The 18,548-nt window shown below is 70.7% G+C and carries 15 protein-coding genes; 8 read left to right on the top strand and 7 right to left on the bottom strand.

The features are described 5' to 3' along the window. The first annotated feature begins 139 nt into the window (after positions 1–139). Positions 140–2,248, top strand: coding sequence for a SpoIIE family protein phosphatase (locus ACZ404_RS13185; protein WP_468439096.1), 2,109 nt, complete (start codon positions 140–142; stop codon positions 2,246–2,248). Positions 2,249–2,302: 54 nt separating this feature from the next. Here the strand turns inward: ACZ404_RS13185 and ACZ404_RS13180 are convergent, their stop codons facing one another. Next, the gene (locus ACZ404_RS13180; RefSeq protein ID WP_468439094.1) at positions 2,303–4,693 is read right to left on the bottom strand and encodes a transglycosylase domain-containing protein; all 2,391 of its coding nucleotides are present in this window, start codon (positions 4,691–4,693) and stop codon (positions 2,303–2,305) included. A 236-nt stretch (positions 4,694–4,929) separates the two neighbouring features. Here ACZ404_RS13180 and ACZ404_RS13175 point away from each other — a divergent pair, with 236 nt between their 5' ends. The 5 genes from ACZ404_RS13175 (at position 4,930) to ACZ404_RS13155 (ending at position 9,782) form a co-directional block, all read left to right on the top strand. After that, the gene (locus tag ACZ404_RS13175) at positions 4,930–5,865 is read left to right on the top strand and encodes an SPFH domain-containing protein (RefSeq protein WP_468439092.1); all 936 of its coding nucleotides are present in this window, start codon (positions 4,930–4,932) and stop codon (positions 5,863–5,865) included. After that, a complete protein-coding gene (locus ACZ404_RS13170) occupies positions 5,811–6,116 on the top strand; it encodes a type II toxin-antitoxin system antitoxin (RefSeq protein WP_468439090.1) in 306 nt (101 codons plus the stop codon). The genes ACZ404_RS13175 and ACZ404_RS13170 overlap by 55 nt, the downstream gene beginning before the upstream one ends. Before the next feature lie 116 nt (positions 6,117–6,232). Next, a complete protein-coding gene (locus ACZ404_RS13165; RefSeq protein ID WP_468439088.1) occupies positions 6,233–6,757 on the top strand; it encodes a PadR family transcriptional regulator in 525 nt (174 codons plus the stop codon). Further along, positions 6,754–7,443 (top strand): ABC transporter ATP-binding protein, encoded by a 690-nt coding sequence (locus ACZ404_RS13160; RefSeq protein WP_468439086.1) that lies wholly within the window; start codon positions 6,754–6,756, stop codon positions 7,441–7,443. The genes ACZ404_RS13165 and ACZ404_RS13160 overlap by 4 nt, the downstream gene beginning before the upstream one ends. Beyond that, positions 7,440–9,782 (top strand): ABC transporter permease, encoded by a 2,343-nt coding sequence (locus tag ACZ404_RS13155; RefSeq protein ID WP_468439084.1) that lies wholly within the window; start codon positions 7,440–7,442, stop codon positions 9,780–9,782. The genes ACZ404_RS13160 and ACZ404_RS13155 overlap by 4 nt, the downstream gene beginning before the upstream one ends. Here the strand turns inward: ACZ404_RS13155 and ACZ404_RS13150 are convergent. After that, positions 9,727–10,779, bottom strand: coding sequence for a LysR substrate-binding domain-containing protein (locus tag ACZ404_RS13150; RefSeq protein WP_468439082.1), 1,053 nt, complete (start codon positions 10,777–10,779; stop codon positions 9,727–9,729). The genes ACZ404_RS13155 and ACZ404_RS13150 overlap by 56 nt on opposite strands. A 134-nt stretch (positions 10,780–10,913) precedes the next feature. Between ACZ404_RS13150 and ACZ404_RS13145 the strand changes: the two genes are divergently transcribed. Together ACZ404_RS13145 and ACZ404_RS13140 are read left to right on the top strand one after the other, a co-directional pair. Next, complete coding sequence (locus ACZ404_RS13145; RefSeq protein WP_061924628.1) at positions 10,914–11,468, top strand: peroxiredoxin; 555 nt, start codon at positions 10,914–10,916, stop codon at positions 11,466–11,468. 3 nt (positions 11,469–11,471) lie between these two features. Beyond that, positions 11,472–12,005: an alkyl hydroperoxide reductase gene (locus ACZ404_RS13140; RefSeq protein ID WP_468439080.1), complete on the top strand. Its 534-nt coding sequence runs from the start codon at positions 11,472–11,474 to the stop codon at positions 12,003–12,005. 25 nt (positions 12,006–12,030) lie between these two features. On the opposite strand, the gene ACZ404_RS13135 is transcribed toward ACZ404_RS13140, so the two are convergent. From ACZ404_RS13135 to ACZ404_RS13115, 5 genes are all read right to left on the bottom strand, one after another. After that, a complete protein-coding gene (locus ACZ404_RS13135) occupies positions 12,031–13,377 on the bottom strand; it encodes an AI-2E family transporter (RefSeq protein ID WP_468439078.1) in 1,347 nt (448 codons plus the stop codon). A gap of 151 nt (positions 13,378–13,528) precedes the next feature. After that, complete coding sequence (locus ACZ404_RS13130; protein ID WP_468439076.1) at positions 13,529–14,224, bottom strand: aggregation-promoting factor C-terminal-like domain-containing protein; 696 nt, start codon at positions 14,222–14,224, stop codon at positions 13,529–13,531. A 397-nt stretch (positions 14,225–14,621) separates the two neighbouring features. Continuing rightward, on the bottom strand, positions 14,622–15,947 hold the full coding sequence (locus ACZ404_RS13125) for a PhoH family protein (protein WP_468439074.1): 1,326 nt from the start codon (positions 15,945–15,947) through the stop codon (positions 14,622–14,624). A 359-nt stretch (positions 15,948–16,306) separates the two neighbouring features. Next, positions 16,307–17,080 (bottom strand): isoprenyl transferase, encoded by a 774-nt coding sequence (locus ACZ404_RS13120; protein ID WP_468439072.1) that lies wholly within the window; start codon positions 17,078–17,080, stop codon positions 16,307–16,309. 652 nt (positions 17,081–17,732) lie between these two features. Further along, positions 17,733–18,533, bottom strand: a complete 801-nt coding sequence (locus ACZ404_RS13115; protein WP_468439070.1) for a methyltransferase domain-containing protein — start codon at positions 18,531–18,533, stop codon at positions 17,733–17,735. Between the last annotated feature and the right edge of the window lie 15 nt (positions 18,534–18,548).

The raw sequence follows: 18,548 nt of genomic DNA, 5'->3' as shown, positions 1-18,548 counted from the left end.
ACGGGTCCGCCGGCGGCACAGGAACAACCTCTGACCACGCGGGAATCCCGTTCCTGGGGCACGTATTCCGGGTATCGGAATTTCGGCGGGACCATCTGCGTGCCCGGCACGCAGCCCCGGACGGACGGATGCGACACGCGTGACGGAGCAGCCCACCTCCTACGAGCGCCCCCAGCCGGGCGTCGACCCCGCGGAGACCCGCGGGGCGCTCCTGCGTACCCCGAAGCCGCTCGGGAACTCGGCCTTACCGGCGCAGGCCCGCGCCGACGGAGCATCCTCCGGCCCGGGGACGGCCACGCCCTGCACGGCGAGCCCCCGGCGCAGCCAGGGGACCAAGGGGAAGGAGCCCTCAGTCAACGGCCCCGAGCACTCCCAGCCGGCCACCGCCGAGACCGACGCACACCGTCCGCGTCCCGCGCCGGAGGCCATTCCGCCGCAGCCGGGCGCCGAGCAGGAGCGGGCGCCGGGCGCCCAGGAGCGCCGTACCGGGCGGGGACTGCCGCCGGGGCGGCCGATGCCGATGCGGCGCGACGGGGACCGGCTCAGGTTCGTGGGCGCGGCGACCCGGCGGATCGCGCGCGGCATCGACCTGGACGAGATCGTGATGGGGCTGTGCCGGGCGACGGTGCCGACGTTCTCGGACGCGATCCTGGTCTATCTGCGCGACCCGCTGCCGGTCGGCGACGAGCGGCCCACCGGCCCCGTGGTGCTGCGGCTGCGCCGCACGGACCGGATACCGGACGAACGGGACAGTGAGAGCGGCCTGCTGCTCCCGCCGTTCCCCGAGCCGGAGCCCGATCCGTCGGCGCTGTCCGAGCTGTCGGCACTGACGACCGAGTTGTGCGAGGTGCACCCGGGCGGTGCGCTGAACGAGGTGCTGCGCGGGGTCCGTCCGGTCTTCGCGGACGCCCCGGCCGCCCGGGCGGCGCTGCCCGAGCTGCTCGGCGAGAGCGGCGAGGCGGTCGTACCGGACGGGCAGCACGCGATCCTCGCGCCGCTGCGGGGCCGGCGCCGGGTGATCGGCGCGGCGCTGTTCCTGCGCCGCCCGGAGCGCATGGCGTTCGAGGCGGACGACCTGCTGGTGGCCGCCCAGCTCGCCACGCACAGCGCGCTCGGCATCGACAAGGCGGTGCTGTACGGCCGGGAGGCCTACATCGCCGACGAGCTGCAGCGCACGATGCTGCCCGAGACCCTGCCCCGCCCGACGGGTGTGCGGCTGGCCTCGCGCTATCTGCCGGCCGCGGAGACCGCGCGGGTGGGCGGCGACTGGTACGACGCGATCCCGCTGCCCGGCAGCCGGGTGGCGCTGGTGGTCGGTGACGTCATGGGCCACTCCATGACCTCGGCGGCGATCATGGGCCAGCTGCGCACCACCGCGCAGACACTGGCCGGGCTCGACCTGCCGCCGCAGGAGGTGCTGCACCACCTGGACGAGCAGGCGCAGCGGCTGGGCACCGACCGCATGGCGACCTGCCTGTACGCGGTCTACGACCCGGTCACGCACCGCATCACCATCGCCAACGCCGGCCATCCGCCACCGGTGCTGCTGCACCTGGGCGGCCGGGCGGAGGTGCTGCGGGTACCGCCGGGCGCGCCGATCGGCGTGGGCGGGGTGGACTTCGAGGCGGTGGAGCTGGACGCGCCGGCCGGCGCGACCCTGCTGCTGTACACCGACGGTCTGGTGGAGTCCCGGCTGCGGGACGTGTGGACCGGCATAGAGCAACTGCGCGAGAAGCTCGCGGCGACCGCCCAGCTGACCGGCCCGGACCATCCGCCGCCGCTCGAGGCGCTGTGCGACGAGGTGCTGGACATGCTGGGCCCGGGCGACCGGGACGACGACATCGCGCTGCTCGCCGCCCGTTTCGACGGGATCGCGCCGAGCGATGTGGCGTACTGGACGCTGGATCCGGAGGACTCCGCGCCGCGCGAGGCCCGCCGGCTGGCCCGGCGCACGCTGGCCCGCTGGGACCTGGAGGAGCTGTCGGACTCGGTGGAGCTGCTGATCAGCGAGGTCGTGACGAACGCGGTGCGGTACGCCTCGCGGCCCGTGACGCTGCGGCTGCTGCGCACGGACGTGCTGCGCTGCGAGGTCGGCGACGACGTGCCCCAGCTCCCCCGGCTGCGCCAGGCGCGGGCCACGGACGAGGGCGGCCGCGGGCTGTACCTGGTCAACCGGCTCGCCCGGCGCTGGGGCGCGACACGGCTGAGTACCGGCAAGGTGGTCTGGTTCGAACTGAACCGGGGCTGAGATCCCACGGAAAGGGCGCCCGGTGTACGCCGGGCGCCCTTTTCTCGTCCGCTGTCACTGCCCGCCCGGGTCGAGCGGGTTCTCCGGGCTGATGTCCCCCGTCGGCGGCTGGCTGGACGGCGTGTTCGATGGCGGCTGGCTGGACGGGGACTGGCTCGGCGTCCGGCTCGGCGGCTGCGACGACGGCGGCTGCGACGACGGCGGCTGGGACGACGGGGTGTTCGACGGCGTGCTGGACGGCGTGTTCGACGGGCTCTGGCTGAAGCTCGGCGTGTCCGACGGCTGGACCGCCGCGCCCTGGGTGGTGTCGAGGTCGAACTTGGCCTTGTCCGTGACGCCGAAGGTGTAGGCCGCCCAGATCTGCGCCGGGTAGCCACCACCGTTGATCCGGCCGGGCGGCGGGATCAGACCGGTCGCGCCCGTCATGGAGACGTGGGCGCCCGACTTCGGGTTCTCGCCGAACAGGCCCACCGAGGTGACCAGGTCGGGGGTGTAGCCGGTGAACCAGGCGGACTTGTTGCCGTCGGAGGTACCGGTCTTGCCCGCCACCTGCTGACCCTTGCGCAGCGGGTTGCCGGCCACGGAGATCTTGGCCGTACCGTCGTCGACCACGCCGGTCAGCACGGAGGTCACCGTGTCGGCGGCCGTGCGGCCCAGCACCTGGCTGCCGAGCGGGTCGGGTGTCACCGAGGAGCGGCCGGTCTTCTCCGCCGACTTGATGATGCTGGGCGTCACCTTCTTGCCGTGGTTGTCGAAGGTGGCGTAGATCCCGGCCATCTCCAGCGGGCTCGCGCTCATCGAGCCCAGGGTCTGCGCCGGCACGGCCTGCATGCCCCTGGTGTCCATGCCGAGCTTCTTCGCGGTGCCCATCACGGTCTCCATGCCGACGTCGACGCCCATCTGCGCGAACACGGAGTTGACGGAGGCGTTCATCGCCTTCTGGACGGTGATGGGGCCGTAGTTGACGTTGTCCTCGTTGGGCGGGGCGAAGCCGACCTTGGTCCCGTGGTCGACGACCGGGCGGCGGCTGGTGCCGTCGTAGATCGTGTTGGCGCCGATCTGCTTGCCGTCCTGGGTCGTGGCGCCCTGTTCCAGGGCGGCGGCCAGGATGACCGGCTTGAACGTCGAGGCCGGCTGGAAGTCCTTGCGGGTGGCGTTGCTGAGGTAGTGCTTGTAGTAGTCCACGCCGCCGTAGAGGGCGACGATCCGGCCCGTGCTCGGGTCGACGGACACCGCGCCGGCCTGGATGTAACCGTCCACCTTGCGCTTCTTCTTGTCCAGCTTGCCGGTCAGCTGGCTCTTGACCGCCTTCTCCAGCGCGGCCTGCTTCTTCTTCTGGATGTTGAGGGTGATGGTCCAGCCGTTGTTGATCACGGCGCTCTCGGCCTGGGCCTGGGTGAGGCCGTCCTTCTCCATCAGCTGCTGTTCGAGCTGCTGGTTGGCCAGGTCGACCAGGTAGCCCTTCTGCCCGCCGAGGCCCGGGGCGCCCTTGGGTGCCTTGGGATAGGGGAAGCGCATCTCGTCGCGGTCGGACTTGGGCAGCCAGCCCTCCTCCACCATGTTGTTCAGGACGTAGTTCCAGCGGGCCGTCACGAGCTTCTTGCCGGTGGGGGTCGCGGCCTGCCAGTCGTACTGGCTCGGGGCCTGGAGCAGGGCGGCCAGGTAGGCGCCCTGGGCGACGGAGAGCTTCTGGGCGTCGACGCCGTAGTAGGCCTGGGCGGCGGCCTGGATGCCGTAGGCGCCGCGGCCGTAGTAGCTGGTGTTGATGTAGCCCGCGAGGATGTCGTCCTTGGACTTCTCGCGCTCGACCTTGAGCGAGATGACCAGTTCCTTCAGCTTGCGGGTGACGGTCTGGTCCTGGTTCAGGTAGTAGTTCTTGACGTACTGCTGGGTGATGGTCGAGCCACCCTGCTTGCCCTTGCCGGACAGGGTGTTGAGCAGACCGCGAGCGGTGCCCTTGAGGTCGACGCCGTGGTCGGTGTAGAAGGACTTGTTCTCGGCCGCGACGAAGGTCAGCTGCACCCTCCGGGGCACCTTCGACAGGTCCACGATCTCGCGGTTGACGTCACCCTTGCGGGTCAGGACCGAGCCGTCGCTGAACTTGTAGACGTTGCTCTGGCGGCGGGCGGCCACGTTGCCCTCGTCGGGGACCGGCACGGTCATGTACAGCACGACGAAGGCGCCGATGCCCAGCAGGCAGAAGCCGAAGAACGTGCCGAGGATCTTCTTCCAGGTGAACAGCCGGCGTATTCGGCCCTTGGCGGGCTTGGCGCCGGGCGCGGACCTGCCACGGGCGGCGGCCCGGCCGCCGGGCGCCGGGGTGCCGGGTGCGCTCGGGGTTCCGGTCGCCGTCGAGGTGTCGGCCGTGGACGGCGAGCGGCGGCGCTTGGGCGCCGCGCGGCGGCCACCGCGCTGTCGCGCTCGTCTCTCTTCCGCTCGTCCCATGAGTCCCTACACTCCGCTTCCGTCTCGGGGTCAGCTCCGAAAGCTAACACCCGTCTATATGACAAAGGACGTCCGATCCGTTCTTTTACGGACGTGACAATCAGCACCCGCCCCAAGGGAACCGACGGATCTGGCCACCGAACGGTTGCTTGACAAGGAAAAGTGATATCACTTAGCTAGAAGCAAGCTAGGCGCTCGACCGAAAGTGAGCGCCTCGAGAACGGGGGAATCCACCCATGTCCGTACACGACGCGTCCGCGACCGCCGACGTACCCGAGATGCCCGCCCCGCGCGTACGGGAGTTCGCGGCGCACAGCATCGGCGGTGGACTCGCGCTGCTGCTCGGCCTGCTGGGACTCGGCGCGGCCGCCACCCTGCTCGCCGGCGCCGCCGCGGTCTCCGCCCCCGGCGCCAAGGGCGGCCTCATAGTCGCCGGCGTCCTCGTCCTGCTGGCCGCCGTCATCGCGATGCGCGGCCTGAACACGGTCGCCCCCGGCGAGGCGCGGGTCGTGCAGCTCTTCGGCCGCTACCGGGGCACGATCCGGCAGGACGGCCTGCGCTGGGTGAACCCCTTCACCGCCCGGACCCGCATCTCCACCCGGGTGCGCAACCACGAGACGGCCGTCCTGAAGGTCAACGACGCCTACGGCAACCCGATCGAACTGGCCGCGGTCGTGGTCTGGAAGGTCCAGGACACCGCCCAGGCCGTCTTCGAGGTCGACGACTACGCCGAGTTCGTCGCCACGCAGACCGAGACGGCGGTACGGCACATCGCCATCGAGTACCCCTACGACGCCCACGAGGAGGACGGCCTGTCGCTGCGCGGCAACGCCGAGGAGATCACCGAGAAGCTGGCCGTCGAGCTGCAGGCCCGGGTCGAGGCGGCCGGGGTGCGGATCATCGAGTCGCGCTTCACGCACCTCGCGTACGCTCCCGAGATCGCCTCGGCGATGCTCCAGCGGCAGCAGGCCGGCGCGGTCGTCGCCGCCCGGCGGCAGATCGTCGACGGTGCGGTCGGCATGGTGGAGGCGGCCCTCGGCCGCATCGCGGAGGCGGACATCGTGCAACTGGACGAGGAGCGGAAGGCGGCGATGGTGTCCAACCTGATGGTGGTGCTGTGCGGGGACCGGGCCCCGCAGCCGGTCCTGAACACCGGGACGCTGTACCAGTGACGGACTCCCCCGAAGAGACTCCGCGGCGCCGGCCTCAGCAGCGCAAGCAGGTGCTGCTGAGGCTGGACCCGTCGGTGTACGAGGCGCTGGCGCGGTGGGCCGGGGACGAGCTGCGGTCCGCCAACGCGCAGATCGAGTTCCTGCTGCGCAGGGCGCTGGCGGAGGCGGGGCGGCTGCCGAAGGAGACGGGGCCGCTGCCGCGCCGTGGACGGCCACCCGGGGGCTCCGCCCCCGAACCCCCGTCAGCCTGACGCTCGTTGTTACCGAACGCGGACAATCGGCCCCCACCTGCACGGCAGCACGGCCCGCCATGATCTTGACACTCCGCGTATACACACGACGTATACACCGTGTGTACAGTGGTCCCATGTCCATCGGTCACACCCTCCTTGGGCTCCTGGAGTCCGGCCCCCGACACGGCTACGACCTGAAGCGGGCCTTTGACGAGAAGTTCGGTCACGACCGGCCGCTGCACTACGGCCAGGTCTACTCGACGATGTCCCGGCTGCTGAAGAACGGGCTCGTGGAAGTCGACGGGATCGAGGCCGGCGGCGGCCCCGAGCGCAAGCGGTACGCCATCACCGACGCCGGCGTCACCGACGTCGAGCGCTGGCTCGCGACCCCGGAGAAGCCGGAGGAGTACCTCCAGTCGACCCTCTACACCAAGGTCGTCCTGGCGCTGCTCACCCACCGCGAAGCCTCCGACATCCTCGACACCCAGCGCGCCGAGCACCTGCGCAGCATGCGGATCCTGACCGACCGCAAGCGCAAGGGCGAACTGGCGGACCAGCTGATCTGCGACCACGCCCTCTTCCACCTGGAGGCCGACCTGCGCTGGCTGGAACTGACCGCCGCGCGGCTCGACAAGCTCCGTGAGGCGGTGACCCGATGACCGCTCCCGCCGGCTCCCTGCTGGCCGCCGAGGATCTGCGCAAGGCCTACGGCCCGACCATCGCCCTCGACGGCGCCGAGTTCTCCATACACGCCGGCGAGGTCGTCGCCGTGATGGGCCCCTCCGGCTCCGGCAAGTCCACGCTGCTGCACTGCCTCGCCGGGATCGTGCCGCCCGACTCCGGCTCGATCACCTACGCCGGCCGCGAGCTGGCCAAGCTGAACGACACCGAGCGCAGCGCCCTCAGGCGCAGCGAGTTCGGGTTCGTCTTCCAGTTCGGGCAGCTCGTACCGGAGCTGACCTGCGTGGAGAACGTGGCGCTGCCGCTGCGGCTGAACGGCACCTCCCGCAAGGAGGCCGAGCGGGTCGCGCGCACCTGGATGGAGCGCCTGGAGGTCGACGACCTCGCGAAGAAGCGGCCCGGCGAGGTGTCCGGCGGTCAGGGGCAGCGCGTCGCCGTCGCCCGCGCCCTGGTCACGGGCCCGCGCGTGCTGTTCGCCGACGAGCCGACCGGCGCGCTGGACTCCCTCAACGGCGAACGCGTGATGGAGCTGCTCACCGACGCGGCCCGCTCGACCAACGCGGCCGTCGTCCTGGTCACGCACGAGGCCCGGGTGGCCGCCTACTCCGACCGCGAGATCGTCGTACGCGACGGCAGGTCCCGGGACATGGAGCGCATCGTATGAACGCCCGACATTGGGCGCGTGACCTGGGCATGGGAGCCAAGTTCGCCTTCACCGGTGGTCGTGAGGGCTGGACACGGGTGCTGCTGACCGCGGTCGGCGTCGGGCTCGGGGTGGCGCTGCTGCTGCTGACGACGGCGATCCCGAACGCGCTGGCGGTACGGCACAGCCGCGACCAGGCGCGCCTGGACTACACCTACGGCCCGCACCGGCCGAAGGCCGCCGACACCCTCGTCATCTCCGACGCCGACACGACCTACCGCGGCACGGACGTGCGCGGCCGGCTGGTGGAGCCCGAGGGGCCGCGGGCACCGATCGCACCCGGGCTGAGGGCGTACCCGGCGCCGGGCGACATGGTCGTCTCCCCCGCTCTGAAGGACCTGCTCGGCTCCGACGCCGGAAAGCTGCTGCGCGCACGGCTGCCGTACCGGATCGTCGGGACGATCGGCGAGAGCGGCCTCGTCGGCTCGCACGAACTCGCCTACTACGCCGGCGCCACGAACCTGGCCCCCCGGATCAACGGCTGGCAGACGGCCCGGATCACCGAGTTCGGCCCCCCGAAGAAGACGAAGGCCGACGGGCTGGACCCGGTCCTGCTGCTGCTGGTGCTGGTCGCCTTCGTGGTGCTGCTGATGCCGGTCGCCGTGTTCATCGCCGCCGCCGTACGGTTCGGCGGGGAGCGGCGCGACCGCAGGCTGGCCGCGCTGCGGCTGGTGGGCTCCGACAGCCGGATGACCCGGCGGATCGCGGCGGGCGAGGCCCTCGCCGGCTCGCTGGTCGGACTGGTCTTCGGCACCGTCTTCTTCCTGCTCGGCCGTCAGCTCGCGGGGTCGGTGGAGATCCTGGACGTCAGCGTGTTCCCGAGCTATCTCAACCCGACGCCCGCGCTGGCCGCCCTGGTCGCGGTGGCCGTTCCGGCGGCGGCGGTGTTCGTCACGCTGCTCGCACTGCGCGGGGTGGTGATCGAGCCGCTGGGCGTGGTCCGTACCGCCAGGCCCCGGCGCCGCCGGCTGTGGTGGCGGCTGCTGATGCCGCTGGGCGGCATCGCCATGCTCGCCCCGATGATCGGGCAGGGCCGGACGAACGGCAACTTCAACCAGTACCTGGTGATCGGCGGTGTCCTGCTGCTGCTCGTCGGCGTGACCGCGCTCCTGCCCTGGATCGTCGAGGCGGTGGTGGCCCGGCTCGGCCACGGCGGCGTGGCCTGGCAACTGGCCGTGCGGCGGCTCCAGCTGAGCAGTGGTACGGCGGCCCGCATGGTGAACGGCATCGCGGTCGCGGTGGCCGGGGCCATCGCGATGCAGATGCTGTTCGCGGGCATCCAGGGCGACTACAGCAAGGCCACGGGCAAGGACACCGACCGGGTGCAGATGCAGGTCAACCTGTCGCAGGGCGTCCGGCTCGGCCAGGCCGGGGCCCGGTTCTCCGCCACCGAGGGCGTGCGCAAGGCCACCGCGCTGGGCAGCGCCGACCTCGCCGAGCACGACTGGAACAGGGAGAAGGGTCCCGGGGCCACGATGAGCGTCACCGTCGGCGACTGCGCCTCCCTGCGCGAGGTGGCGAAGCTGCCGTCCTGCCACGACGGGGACATCTTCGTGGCCAAGGGCGGCGACCGCGACGCCGACACGACCAAGCTCGCCCGGCCGGGCCGCAGGCTGCACTTCGAGAACAGCAACGGCTCCCACCAGCGCCCGGACATCCTGTGGACCGTACCGGACGGCCTGAAGCAGGCCCGCGCGATCACCGACCCCGACGGGAACCCGCGCGGCGGCCTGCTGATGACACCGTCCACCGTTCCCCCGGCGATGGTTTCCGTGGTCAGGCCGACGGTGTACGTCTCCGTCGACGACTCCGTGCGGGACGTGTCCGAGTACGTCCGGAACACGGCCGCGAAGCTGGACCCGCTGGCGGACACGATGGTGTGGTCGTCCACCGAGCAGTCGCACAAGTTCACCTCCATCCGCACCGGAACGTTCGTCGGTGCCATCTGCGTACTGCTGCTGATCGGCACGAGCCTGCTGGTGTCCCAGCTGGAACAGCTGCGCGAGCGCAGGAAGCTGCTGTCGTCGCTCGTCGCCTTCGGCACCCGGCGGCGCACGTTGGGCCTGTCGGTGCTGTGGCAGACGGCGGTCCCGGTCGCCCTGGGCCTGCTGGTCGCCGCGGCCGTGGGGCTGACGCTCGGCACGGTGCTGCTGAAGATGGTGGGCGCGACCGTGTCCGTGGACTGGCCGAGCGTGCTGTCGATGACCGGCGCCGGAGCAGCGGTGGTCCTCACGGTGACCCTGTTCAGCCTGCCCCCGCTGCTGCGGATGGCACGCCCGGACGGGCTGCGGACGGAGTAGGCGGCGCGGCCGCCACGACGGGGGCGGGGGCTGGGTCCGTGCCTTGTGCGGCTGCGTCCAGCACCCGCACCGGCAACGGACGCAGCGCCTCCCGCAGAGCCCCCGCCAGCTCCTCGTACTCCGCACCCCGCGCCGCGCCCGCCCGCATCGCGAGGGCGATACGGCGGCTCGGCGCGGGCTCCGCGAAGTACCCGGTGAGCAACTGACTGCTGCGGGCGGTCTCCAGCTTCTGCGCGGTGCGCGGCAGCAGCGTGCAGCCGAGGCCGCCCGCGACGAGCTGGACCAGCGTGGACAGGCCGGCCGCGGTCGTCGTCACGGGGGCGTCCTCGCGGCCGGCCTCCCGGCAGATGTCGAGAGCCTGGTCGCGCAGGCAGTGACCCTCGTCCAGCAGCAGCAGGTTGAGCTCGCGCAGCGCCTCGCGCGGTATGCCCTCGCGGCCGCCGAGCCAGTGGTCCAGCGGGGTGACCAGTACGAAGTCCTCGTCGAAGAGCGGGAGTTCGACGACCCCGGGCACTCCGAGCGGGACGGCCAGCAACAGCAGGTCGAGGCGCCCGGAATTGAGTCCGTCGAGGAGGCTGGCGGTCTGCTCCTCGTGCACCTGCAGGTCCAGTTGGGGGTACCGCTCGTGCACCAGCCGCAGCACGGTGGGCAGCAGGTACGGCGCCACGGTCGGGATGACCCCGAGCCGCAGCGCGCCCGTGAAGGGCGCCCGGACCGCCTCGGCCTCCTCCAGCAGCGCCCCGACCTCGTCCAGCACCGCCTTCGCCCGTACGGCCAGACGCTCGCCCGCGGGCGAGAGCAGCACCTTGCGGGTCGTACGCTCGAGGAGGGTCACGCCCAGTGTCTCCTCCAGCGCCGAGACCGCTCCGGACAGCGCGGGCTGGCTCATGCCGATGGCCGCCGCCGCGTCCCGGAAGTGCAGATGCTCGGCCACGGCGGCGAAGGCGCGGAGCTGTGCGAGGGTCGGCTGCCTCCGCTTGCCGTTACTGATGGTCACTGATAGCTACCTCCGATCAACTCGACCGAGTGTAGCTATTTCCCTAATCAATGCACCCTGTGCCAACATCGACAACGTCCAACCCCAAGAGAAAAGCCCCCAAAAGGGGCGATTCTTTGTTGCAAGGAGAGCGTGTGCTCACTGTCGGTGACAAGTTCCCCGAGTTCGAACTGACCGCCTGCGTCTCGCTGGAGAAGGGCAAGGAGTTCGAGCAGATCCACCACAAGTCCTACGAGGGCAAGTGGCTGGTGGTCTTCGCGTGGCCCAAGGACTTCACGTTCGTCTGCCCGACCGAGATCGCCGCGTTCGGGAAGCTGAACGACGAGTTCGCCGACCGCGACGCCCAGATCCTCGGCTTCTCCGGTGACTCCGAGTTCGTCCACCACGCCTGGCGCAAGGACCACCCGGACCTGACCGACCTGCCGTTCCCGATGATGGCGGACTCCAAGCACGAGCTGATGCGCGAGCTCGGCATCGAGGGCGAGGACGGCTTCGCGCAGCGCGCCGTGTTCGTCGTCGACCCGAACCGCGAGATCCAGTTCACCATGGTCACCGCGGGCTCCGTCGGCCGTAACCCCAAGGAGGTCCTGCGGGTCCTGGACGCCCTGCAGACCGACGAGCTGTGCCCCTGCAACTGGAGCAAGGGCGACGAGACGCTCGACCCGGTCGCGCTGCTGGCTGGTGAGTGACCCATGTCGCTCGACTCGCTGAAGTCCCGCGTCCCGGACTACGCCAAGGACCTGAAGCTCAACCTGGGCTCGGTCATCGGCAACTCCGAGCTGCCCGCCCAGGCTCTGTGGGGCACGGTGCTGGCGACCGCGATCGCCTCCCGGTCCCCGATCGTGCTGCGCGAGCTGGAGCCGGAGGCGAAGGCGAACCTGACGCCGGAGGCGTACCAGGCCGCCAAGGCGGCCGCCGCCGTCATGGCGATGAACAACGTCTTCTACCGCACCCGGCACCTGCTGTCCGACCACGAGTACGGCAACCTGCGGGCGGGTCTGCGGATGAACGTCATCGGCAACCCCGGTGTCGAGAAGGCCGACTTCGAGCTGTGGTCGTTCGCGGTGTCCGCGATCAACGGCTGCGGGCTGTGCCTGGACTCGCACGAGCAGGTGCTGCGCAAGGCCGGCGTCGACCGTGAGGTGGTCCAGGAGGCGTTCAAGATCGCCTCGGTGATCCAGGCGGTCGGCGTCACGCTGGACGCGGAGGCGGTCCTGGCCGAGTAGGCCGGCCACCGCGCCGGGGCCTCGCTCACTCCTGGTGGGCGAGGCCCTCCGTGTTTTCGGGGGCGTCACCGGGGTCCGCGGATTCCCCGTCGGCCTGAACGGCCTCGTCCTCGGGCGCCGGACGGGCCGATTGCTGCTGGACCTCCTCGGAGTACTGCCGCAGGTACCCCACCACCGTGTTCGTCACCGCCACCAGCGGGACGGCCACCACCGCGCCGCCGATGCCCGCCACCATGCCGCCGGCCGCCACCGTGAGGACGACGGCGAGCGGGTGGACGCGGACCGCGCGGCCCAGGATGAACGGCTGCAGCACATGGCCCTCGATCTGCTGCACGGCGAGGACCACCAGGAGGGTCATGAACGCCGCGAAGACGCCCTGCGTGACCAGCGCCACGATCACCGCGAGCGCGCCGGAGGCGACGGCGCCGACCAGCGGGATGAAGGAGAACAGGAAGATGAAGACGGCCAGCGGGACGGCCATCGGCACGTTCAGGAAGTAGATGCCGATGCCGATGAAGATGGCGTCGATGAGGGCGACCAGGACCGTGCCGCGCACATAGGCGGTCAGGGTGCGCCAGGCGCGCGGGCCGGCGCCGGCGACGCCCGGGCGGGCGGCGGACGGCACCAGCTTCAGGAACCACTGCCAGATGCGCTCGCCGTCGTAGAGCAGGAACAGCGTCGAGAAGAACACCAGCAGGATGCCGGTCAGGGCCTCGACGATGACCTGAACGCCCTCCAGCCCCGCGGACGTTATCTGGTCGGCGTTGGCGCCGATGGCCTCGCGCAGGTTCTTGGCGATCTGGTTGATCTGCTTGTCGGTGACGTGGAACGGGCTCTTCAGCAGCCAGTTGCGCAGGTCGTCGATGCCGGACTGGATCTGGGTGGAGAGTGTGTCGATGTTCTCCATGACCTGCCAGGTCACGAACCAGCCCATCAGGCCCATGACGACGAACCCGAGGATGGCGGTCAGCGCGGTCGCCGGCCCCCGCGGCACCCCACGGCGCCTGAGCCGGGCGACCGTCGGCTGCAGCAGGGCGGTGATCAGCAGGGCGATGACGAAGGCGAACACCACCAGCTGCACGGCGCTGATGACCCGCATCAGCACCCACACGGTGCCGGCCAGCACCAGCAGGCGCCAGCCCGCCTCGGCGGCGACCCGCACACCCCAGGGCACGGCCTGGGCGGGGTCGGGGCGGGGCCCGGCCGGTACGGTCCGCCGGGGAGCGGGCAGCACCTCGTCGGCGATGCGGTCCTTGGCGGCCGGTTCGGGCGCGGTCTCCCGCTCCACCTCCGTACGGCGCTCGTCCAGGCGCTCACTCATCTCGGTGAGCCCGGCGCCGAGCCGGCCGAGCCACCCTGGCACTCGCGACATCATCCGTCCTCTTCCCCCGCGTCCCCGGGTGCTGGCCACCACGTGCCCGTGGAGTCGTCCGCGTACGACCGTACAGGGCGAAAGCCCCTCTCCATGGACGGGGAGGGGCTGCGCAGGGTTGAGCCGGGCTGTGACCGGTGTGGGTACGGGCCTAGTACCAGTGGTTGGCCTGCCAGAACGACCAGGCCTCACAGGGGCTGCCGTACCGGCTGTTCATGTAGTTGAGGCCCCACTTGATCTGGGTGGCCGGATTCGTCTGCCAGTCGGCGCCGACGGACGACATCTTGGAGCCGGGCAGGGCCTGGAAGAGGCCGTAGGCACCGGAGGAGGCGTTGACCGCCCGGTAGTTCCAGCTGGACTCGTGGTCCACGATGTTGCTGAAGCACTGGAACTGGCCGCTCGCCACCATCTGACGCGCCATCGCCTGGATCTGCGCGACGGTGTAGCTGCTCTGGACCGGGAAGCTGGAGGGGTCGCGGACGTCGTCGCGACTGGCCGCGGACTTCGCCTCGGCGCGCGCCTTGGCTTCCTTGGCGGCCTTCTCCGCGGCGGCCTTCTTGGCGACCGCCGTCTCGGCGGCAGCCTTGCGGGCCGCTGCCTCGGCGTCCTTCTTGGCGCTCGCGTCCGCGGCGATGGCCTGAGCGTCGGCCTGCTGCGTCAGGGACGCGGTCTGCACCTGGGCCTGCTGACCCGCGGGTATGTCCGCGAGGAGCGTGGTGTCGGCTGCCGTCGCCTCGGCGTCGTTGTTCTGCGCGGTGCTGCCCGAGGCAACACCGACGACGCTTCCGACAGCGGTGACCGCGGTGGCCGAGGCCACTGCGAATCCCCGGACCGAAATCCGGCTCACACGGGTTTCCTTCCAGCATCGCCCGCTTCGGTGACCCTGGCGGACGCAATCGTGCCCCTGGCACTGGCCTCCCAACTGCGGGGTCACGGGAGGCACGGGCCCGGTGGGCAACTCCCTTGCGGGGAGCGCCGCGTGGTGCTCGGGCGGCATACGGCAACGCTATGGAGTTGGGGTGTTACTGCTGTGGTGCCGTACCGCTGGGGGTACAGGTGTGCCGTATGCGGGGCCTGACAGGAGTGAGACTCTGCCGTAACCCGACGCCGGGTGGCAATTCCGAGTTGAGTGTGAAAGCTCACACCTCGTTTGTCCCAGGAGATTTCAGGAAAGCGCCCCACACGCCGGCGCCGCCCGGCTAGGCTCTTCGCCTTTGCCGGACGGCGCCAACTGCGTGCGTTTCTCAGATATGACCCTCTTCGAGCATTTCGGTCACAAGGGCCGCGATCTGGGACCTCTCGGACCGGGTGAGGGTGACGTGAGCGAAGAGCGGATGCCCCTTCAGCTTCTCGACCACGGCGACGACACCGTCGTAACGCCCGACACGCAGATTGTCCCTTTGCGCCACATCATGGGTCAGAACGACCCGTGAGTTGGCGCCGATTCGGGACAGAACGGTCAGCAGGACATTCCGTTCCAGCGACTGCGCCTCGTCCACGATCACGAATGCGTCGTGCAGGGACCGGCCCCGGATGTGGGTGAGCGGCAGGACCTCCAGCATGCCGCGCGCGGTGACCTCCTCGATGACCTCGCGGGACGTGACCGCCGACAGCGTGTCGAAGACGGCCTGCGCCCACGGGCTCATCTTCTCCGCCTCGCTGCCCGGCAGATAGCCCAGCTCCTGCCCGCCCACCGCGTACAGCGGCCGGAAGACCATCACCTTCTGGTGCTGGCGGCGCTCCAGGACCGCCTCAAGACCCGCGCACAGCGCGAGCGCCGACTTGCCGGTGCCGGCCCGGCCGCCCATCGAGACGATGCCGACGTCCGGGTCGAGCAGCAGATCGAGCGCGATGCGCTGCTCGGCACTGCGGCCCTTGATGCCGAACGCCTCCCGGTCGCCGCGCACCAGCCGGACGTTGCCCTCCGAGGTGACCCGGCCGAGCGCCTTGCCGCGCTCGGACTGGATGGTCAGACCGGTGTGCACGGGGAGGCCGGCGACCTCCGGGACGTACACGTGCCCCTCCTCGAACAGGATGTCCACCTGCTCCCCCGGAAGGGTCAGTTCGGACATACCGGTCCAGCCGGAGTTCTCCGTGATGGCGAGTTCGGCGCGGTACTCCTCGGCCAGCAGGCCGACGGAGGAGGCCTTGATGCGGAGCGGCAGATCCTTCGAGACGACGGTGACGTCGAACCCCTCGGCCTGCAGATTGCGGGCCACCGCGAGGATGCGTGAGTCGTTGTCCCCCAGGCGGTAGCCGGTGGGCAGCACGCTGGGATCCGAGTGGTTGAGCTCGACACGGACGGTCCCGCCCAGCTCCCCGATGGGGATGGGGGCGTCGAGACGGCCGTTCTTCACCCGGTAGTCGTCCAGCAGGCGCAGGGCCTGACGGGCGAAGTAGCCGAGTTCGGGATGGTGCCGCTTGGCCTCCAGCTCCGTGACCACGACGATGGGGAGCACGACCTCGTGCTCGTCGAAGCGGGTCAGGGCGTTCGGGTCGGCCAGCAGGACGCTGGTGTCGAGAACATAGGTGCGCCGGTCTGGCTTGTGGCGCTTTGTGCTGGTCACCACGGAAGGACGTACCCCCTCGGATGAGGTCGGGGAGCGACGAAGTGGAGCTGGACCGGTGAACGGCCCCCGCAGTCGGCGGGCCGGACACCGGCCCTCCGCGGCTGCTTCCGTGCTGTGCGCGCACGGTCGGGCTGGTGCAAAGGGCCTCCCGGGCGGACGACCCCGTGCCGCCCGCTGAGATCCGACGCCCGTGGTTCGGGTGTCGACCTGACTGGCTTATGCCCTCGAAAATGCGCGGCCATGCAGAAGCGGCCAACAGCGCGCCGGTGAAGTCCTTGTTACATGCGTACCAACCGGGGTATACGGAACGCCCCGCGTTGCGGCCGTTCGACGGGCCGCCGGCGTGCGCGGACGGCCTCTCAGCCGCCGTAACGGCGGTGACGTGCGGCGTAGTCGCGCAGGGCGCGCAGGAAGTCCACCTTGCGGAAGGCCGGCCAGAAGACCTCGCAGAAGTAGTACTCCGAGTGGGCGGTCTGCCAGAGCATGAATCCGGACAGCCGCTGCTCACCGCTGGTGCGGATCACCAGGTCCGGGTCGGGCTGGGCACCGGTGTACAGATGACGCCCGATCATGTCGATGTCGACGGACTCGGCGAGCTCCTCCAGCGCCACGCCCTTGTCCTGGGCGTCGAGGAGCATGGAGCGCACGGCGTCGGCGATCTCCTGCCGGCCGCCGTAGCCGATGGCCACGTTGACCACTATCCCGTCGACGTGCGCGGTGGTCTCCTCGGCGTCCTTGAGGGTGCGTTGCATCCCGGCCGGCAGCAGGTCGAGGGTGCCGACGTGGTGCACCCGCCAGCGGCCGTCGGCGGCGAGGCTGCGGACGACGTCCTCGATGATGCCGAGCAGCGGGACCAGTTCCTCCTGGGGCCGGTCGAAGTTGTCCGTGGAGAGCAGCCACAGGGTGACGACCTCGACGTCGGTCTCGCTGCACCAGCCGAGGAACTCCTCGATCTTGTCGGCGCCGGCCCGGTGGCCGTGGACCGTGCTCGAGCCGGCCGCCTTCGCCCAGCGGCGGTTGCCGTCCATGATGACGCCGATGTGCTTGGGCACCTGAGCGTGGTCCAGGTGGCCTTCCACCCGGCGTGCGTAGAGCCTGACGAGCAGGCCGCGCAGCTTGTCGCGCAGGTTCACGAGTTGTCTGCCCTCCGTACGGCGGTCCCCGGAACCCGAAGAGTACCCCCGCCCCGAGCCGCCTCTCCAAGACGGGCGGCGGGCGCGGCCTGTCGCACGGAGCTCGGGGCGGTCCGCCGGACAAAAGAGAACGGGCCGGTCCGTGGGGGGGAGACGGACCGGCCCGAGGGGGGGTTTCCACCATAACCCTTCGTAAGGGATGGTGGGTGCATCAGCGCGACACAACTACGCTCCGGAGTCGCCCGGCGACGCCCCGGTGGTCATGGAATGCTGGATTCAGGGGTGCCTGCCGGCCGATTCACAGCAGATTCTTAGGCGAATCGACCCGGATGGGGCGAGATCAAGAGGGTTTGGGCCGTCTTGATGAATCGCCGCCCGGTCACCCCGGGGTCCCCCCGACGGGCTACCCCGTCAGCGAACGGTGACTTGACGCTTCCGCTCCGACACCCGAGGGCATCGCAGCACCGCGCAGCCCCCTCCGCTGCACGGTGCCACGCGCGCGGATTTGCTCACGCGAATCACCTTGGTCTGAACCTACGTGACCAGTGGGACGGATGTGAACCGCCGCCGATAACGATGTGGAAACCGTGGGTGAACTGCGAAGGAACAGCGGTGCCGCGACGCCCCCTATATCCCCCACTGTCTCTTTCGTTCAGGCGCTCGGTTTCCGGACGTCGAAGAGATGCCGGGTGCTGTGCGCCACGAACGGCCCCTCCTTCTCCATCCGCTCGTGCAGGGCACGCAGCTCCGGCTCGTACGCCTCCACGGTGAAGCCCGGAACCATCCAGACCACCTTGCGCAGGAAGTGCACGACGGCGCCGATGTCGTGGAACTCCATCCGCAGCCGCTCCGCCCGCAGCCTCACGACCTCGAGCCCGGCCGCCTCGGCGTCGGCGCGCTCCCGGTCGGGGTGCCGGCCACTGCGCACGGCGTCCGGCTGCGGCCCGAGAAAGTGCTCGACCAGCTCGAAGGCACTGGCCGGCCCGACATGCTGGGCGAAGTACGTCCCGCCCGGCCGCAGCACCCGCGCGATCTCCGTCCAGTGCGGGGACACCGGGTGCCGGCTGAGCACCAGGTCGAAGGCGCCTTCGGCGAACGGCAGCGGTGCGTCGTCCGGCGCGGCGACCACGACCGCGCCGCGCGGCCGGAGCAGAGCGGTCGCCTTCGCGACATTCGGCGGCCACCCCTCCGTGGCGGCGACCAGCAACGGCCGACCCGGCTCGGCCCGGCCCAGGGCGAAGTCCAGCACCTCCCCGCCCCCGGTCTGGATGTCCAGCACGGCACCGGCCCGCGCCAGCCGCTCCCCCGCCGACACGGCGTACCCCCACGAGGGCCGCGCCTCGACGGCCCGTCCCTCGAACCAGGAGAAGTCCCACCCCTCTGTCGGCACGGCGGCCCCCTCCGCCACCAGCGCTTCGAAGGACCTGGACCGGCTCTCTGCCACGGATGCCATGCGTCTCATGATCCC

Source organism: Streptomyces sp. NPDC030798 (assembly GCF_055572275.1).
The sequence above is the reverse complement of the archived record's forward strand: the minus strand, read 5'-3'. Positions and strand labels throughout refer to the sequence as shown.

Coding starts and splice junctions, on each gene's coding strand:
- ACZ404_RS13175 (WP_468439092.1), top strand. CDS start 4,930: ATGTCCGTACACGACGCGTCCGCGACCGCCGACGTACCCGAGATGCCC.
- ACZ404_RS13180 (WP_468439094.1), bottom strand. CDS start 4,693: ATGGGACGAGCGGAAGAGAGACGAGCGCGACAGCGCGGTGGCCGCCGC.
- ACZ404_RS13115 (WP_468439070.1), bottom strand. CDS start 18,533: ATGGCATCCGTGGCAGAGAGCCGGTCCAGGTCCTTCGAAGCGCTGGTG.
- ACZ404_RS13135 (WP_468439078.1), bottom strand. CDS start 13,377: ATGTCGCGAGTGCCAGGGTGGCTCGGCCGGCTCGGCGCCGGGCTCACC.
- ACZ404_RS13140 (WP_468439080.1), top strand. CDS start 11,472: ATGTCGCTCGACTCGCTGAAGTCCCGCGTCCCGGACTACGCCAAGGAC.
- ACZ404_RS13160 (WP_468439086.1), top strand. CDS start 6,754: ATGACCGCTCCCGCCGGCTCCCTGCTGGCCGCCGAGGATCTGCGCAAG.
- ACZ404_RS13155 (WP_468439084.1), top strand. CDS start 7,440: ATGAACGCCCGACATTGGGCGCGTGACCTGGGCATGGGAGCCAAGTTC.
- ACZ404_RS13165 (WP_468439088.1), top strand. CDS start 6,233: ATGTCCATCGGTCACACCCTCCTTGGGCTCCTGGAGTCCGGCCCCCGA.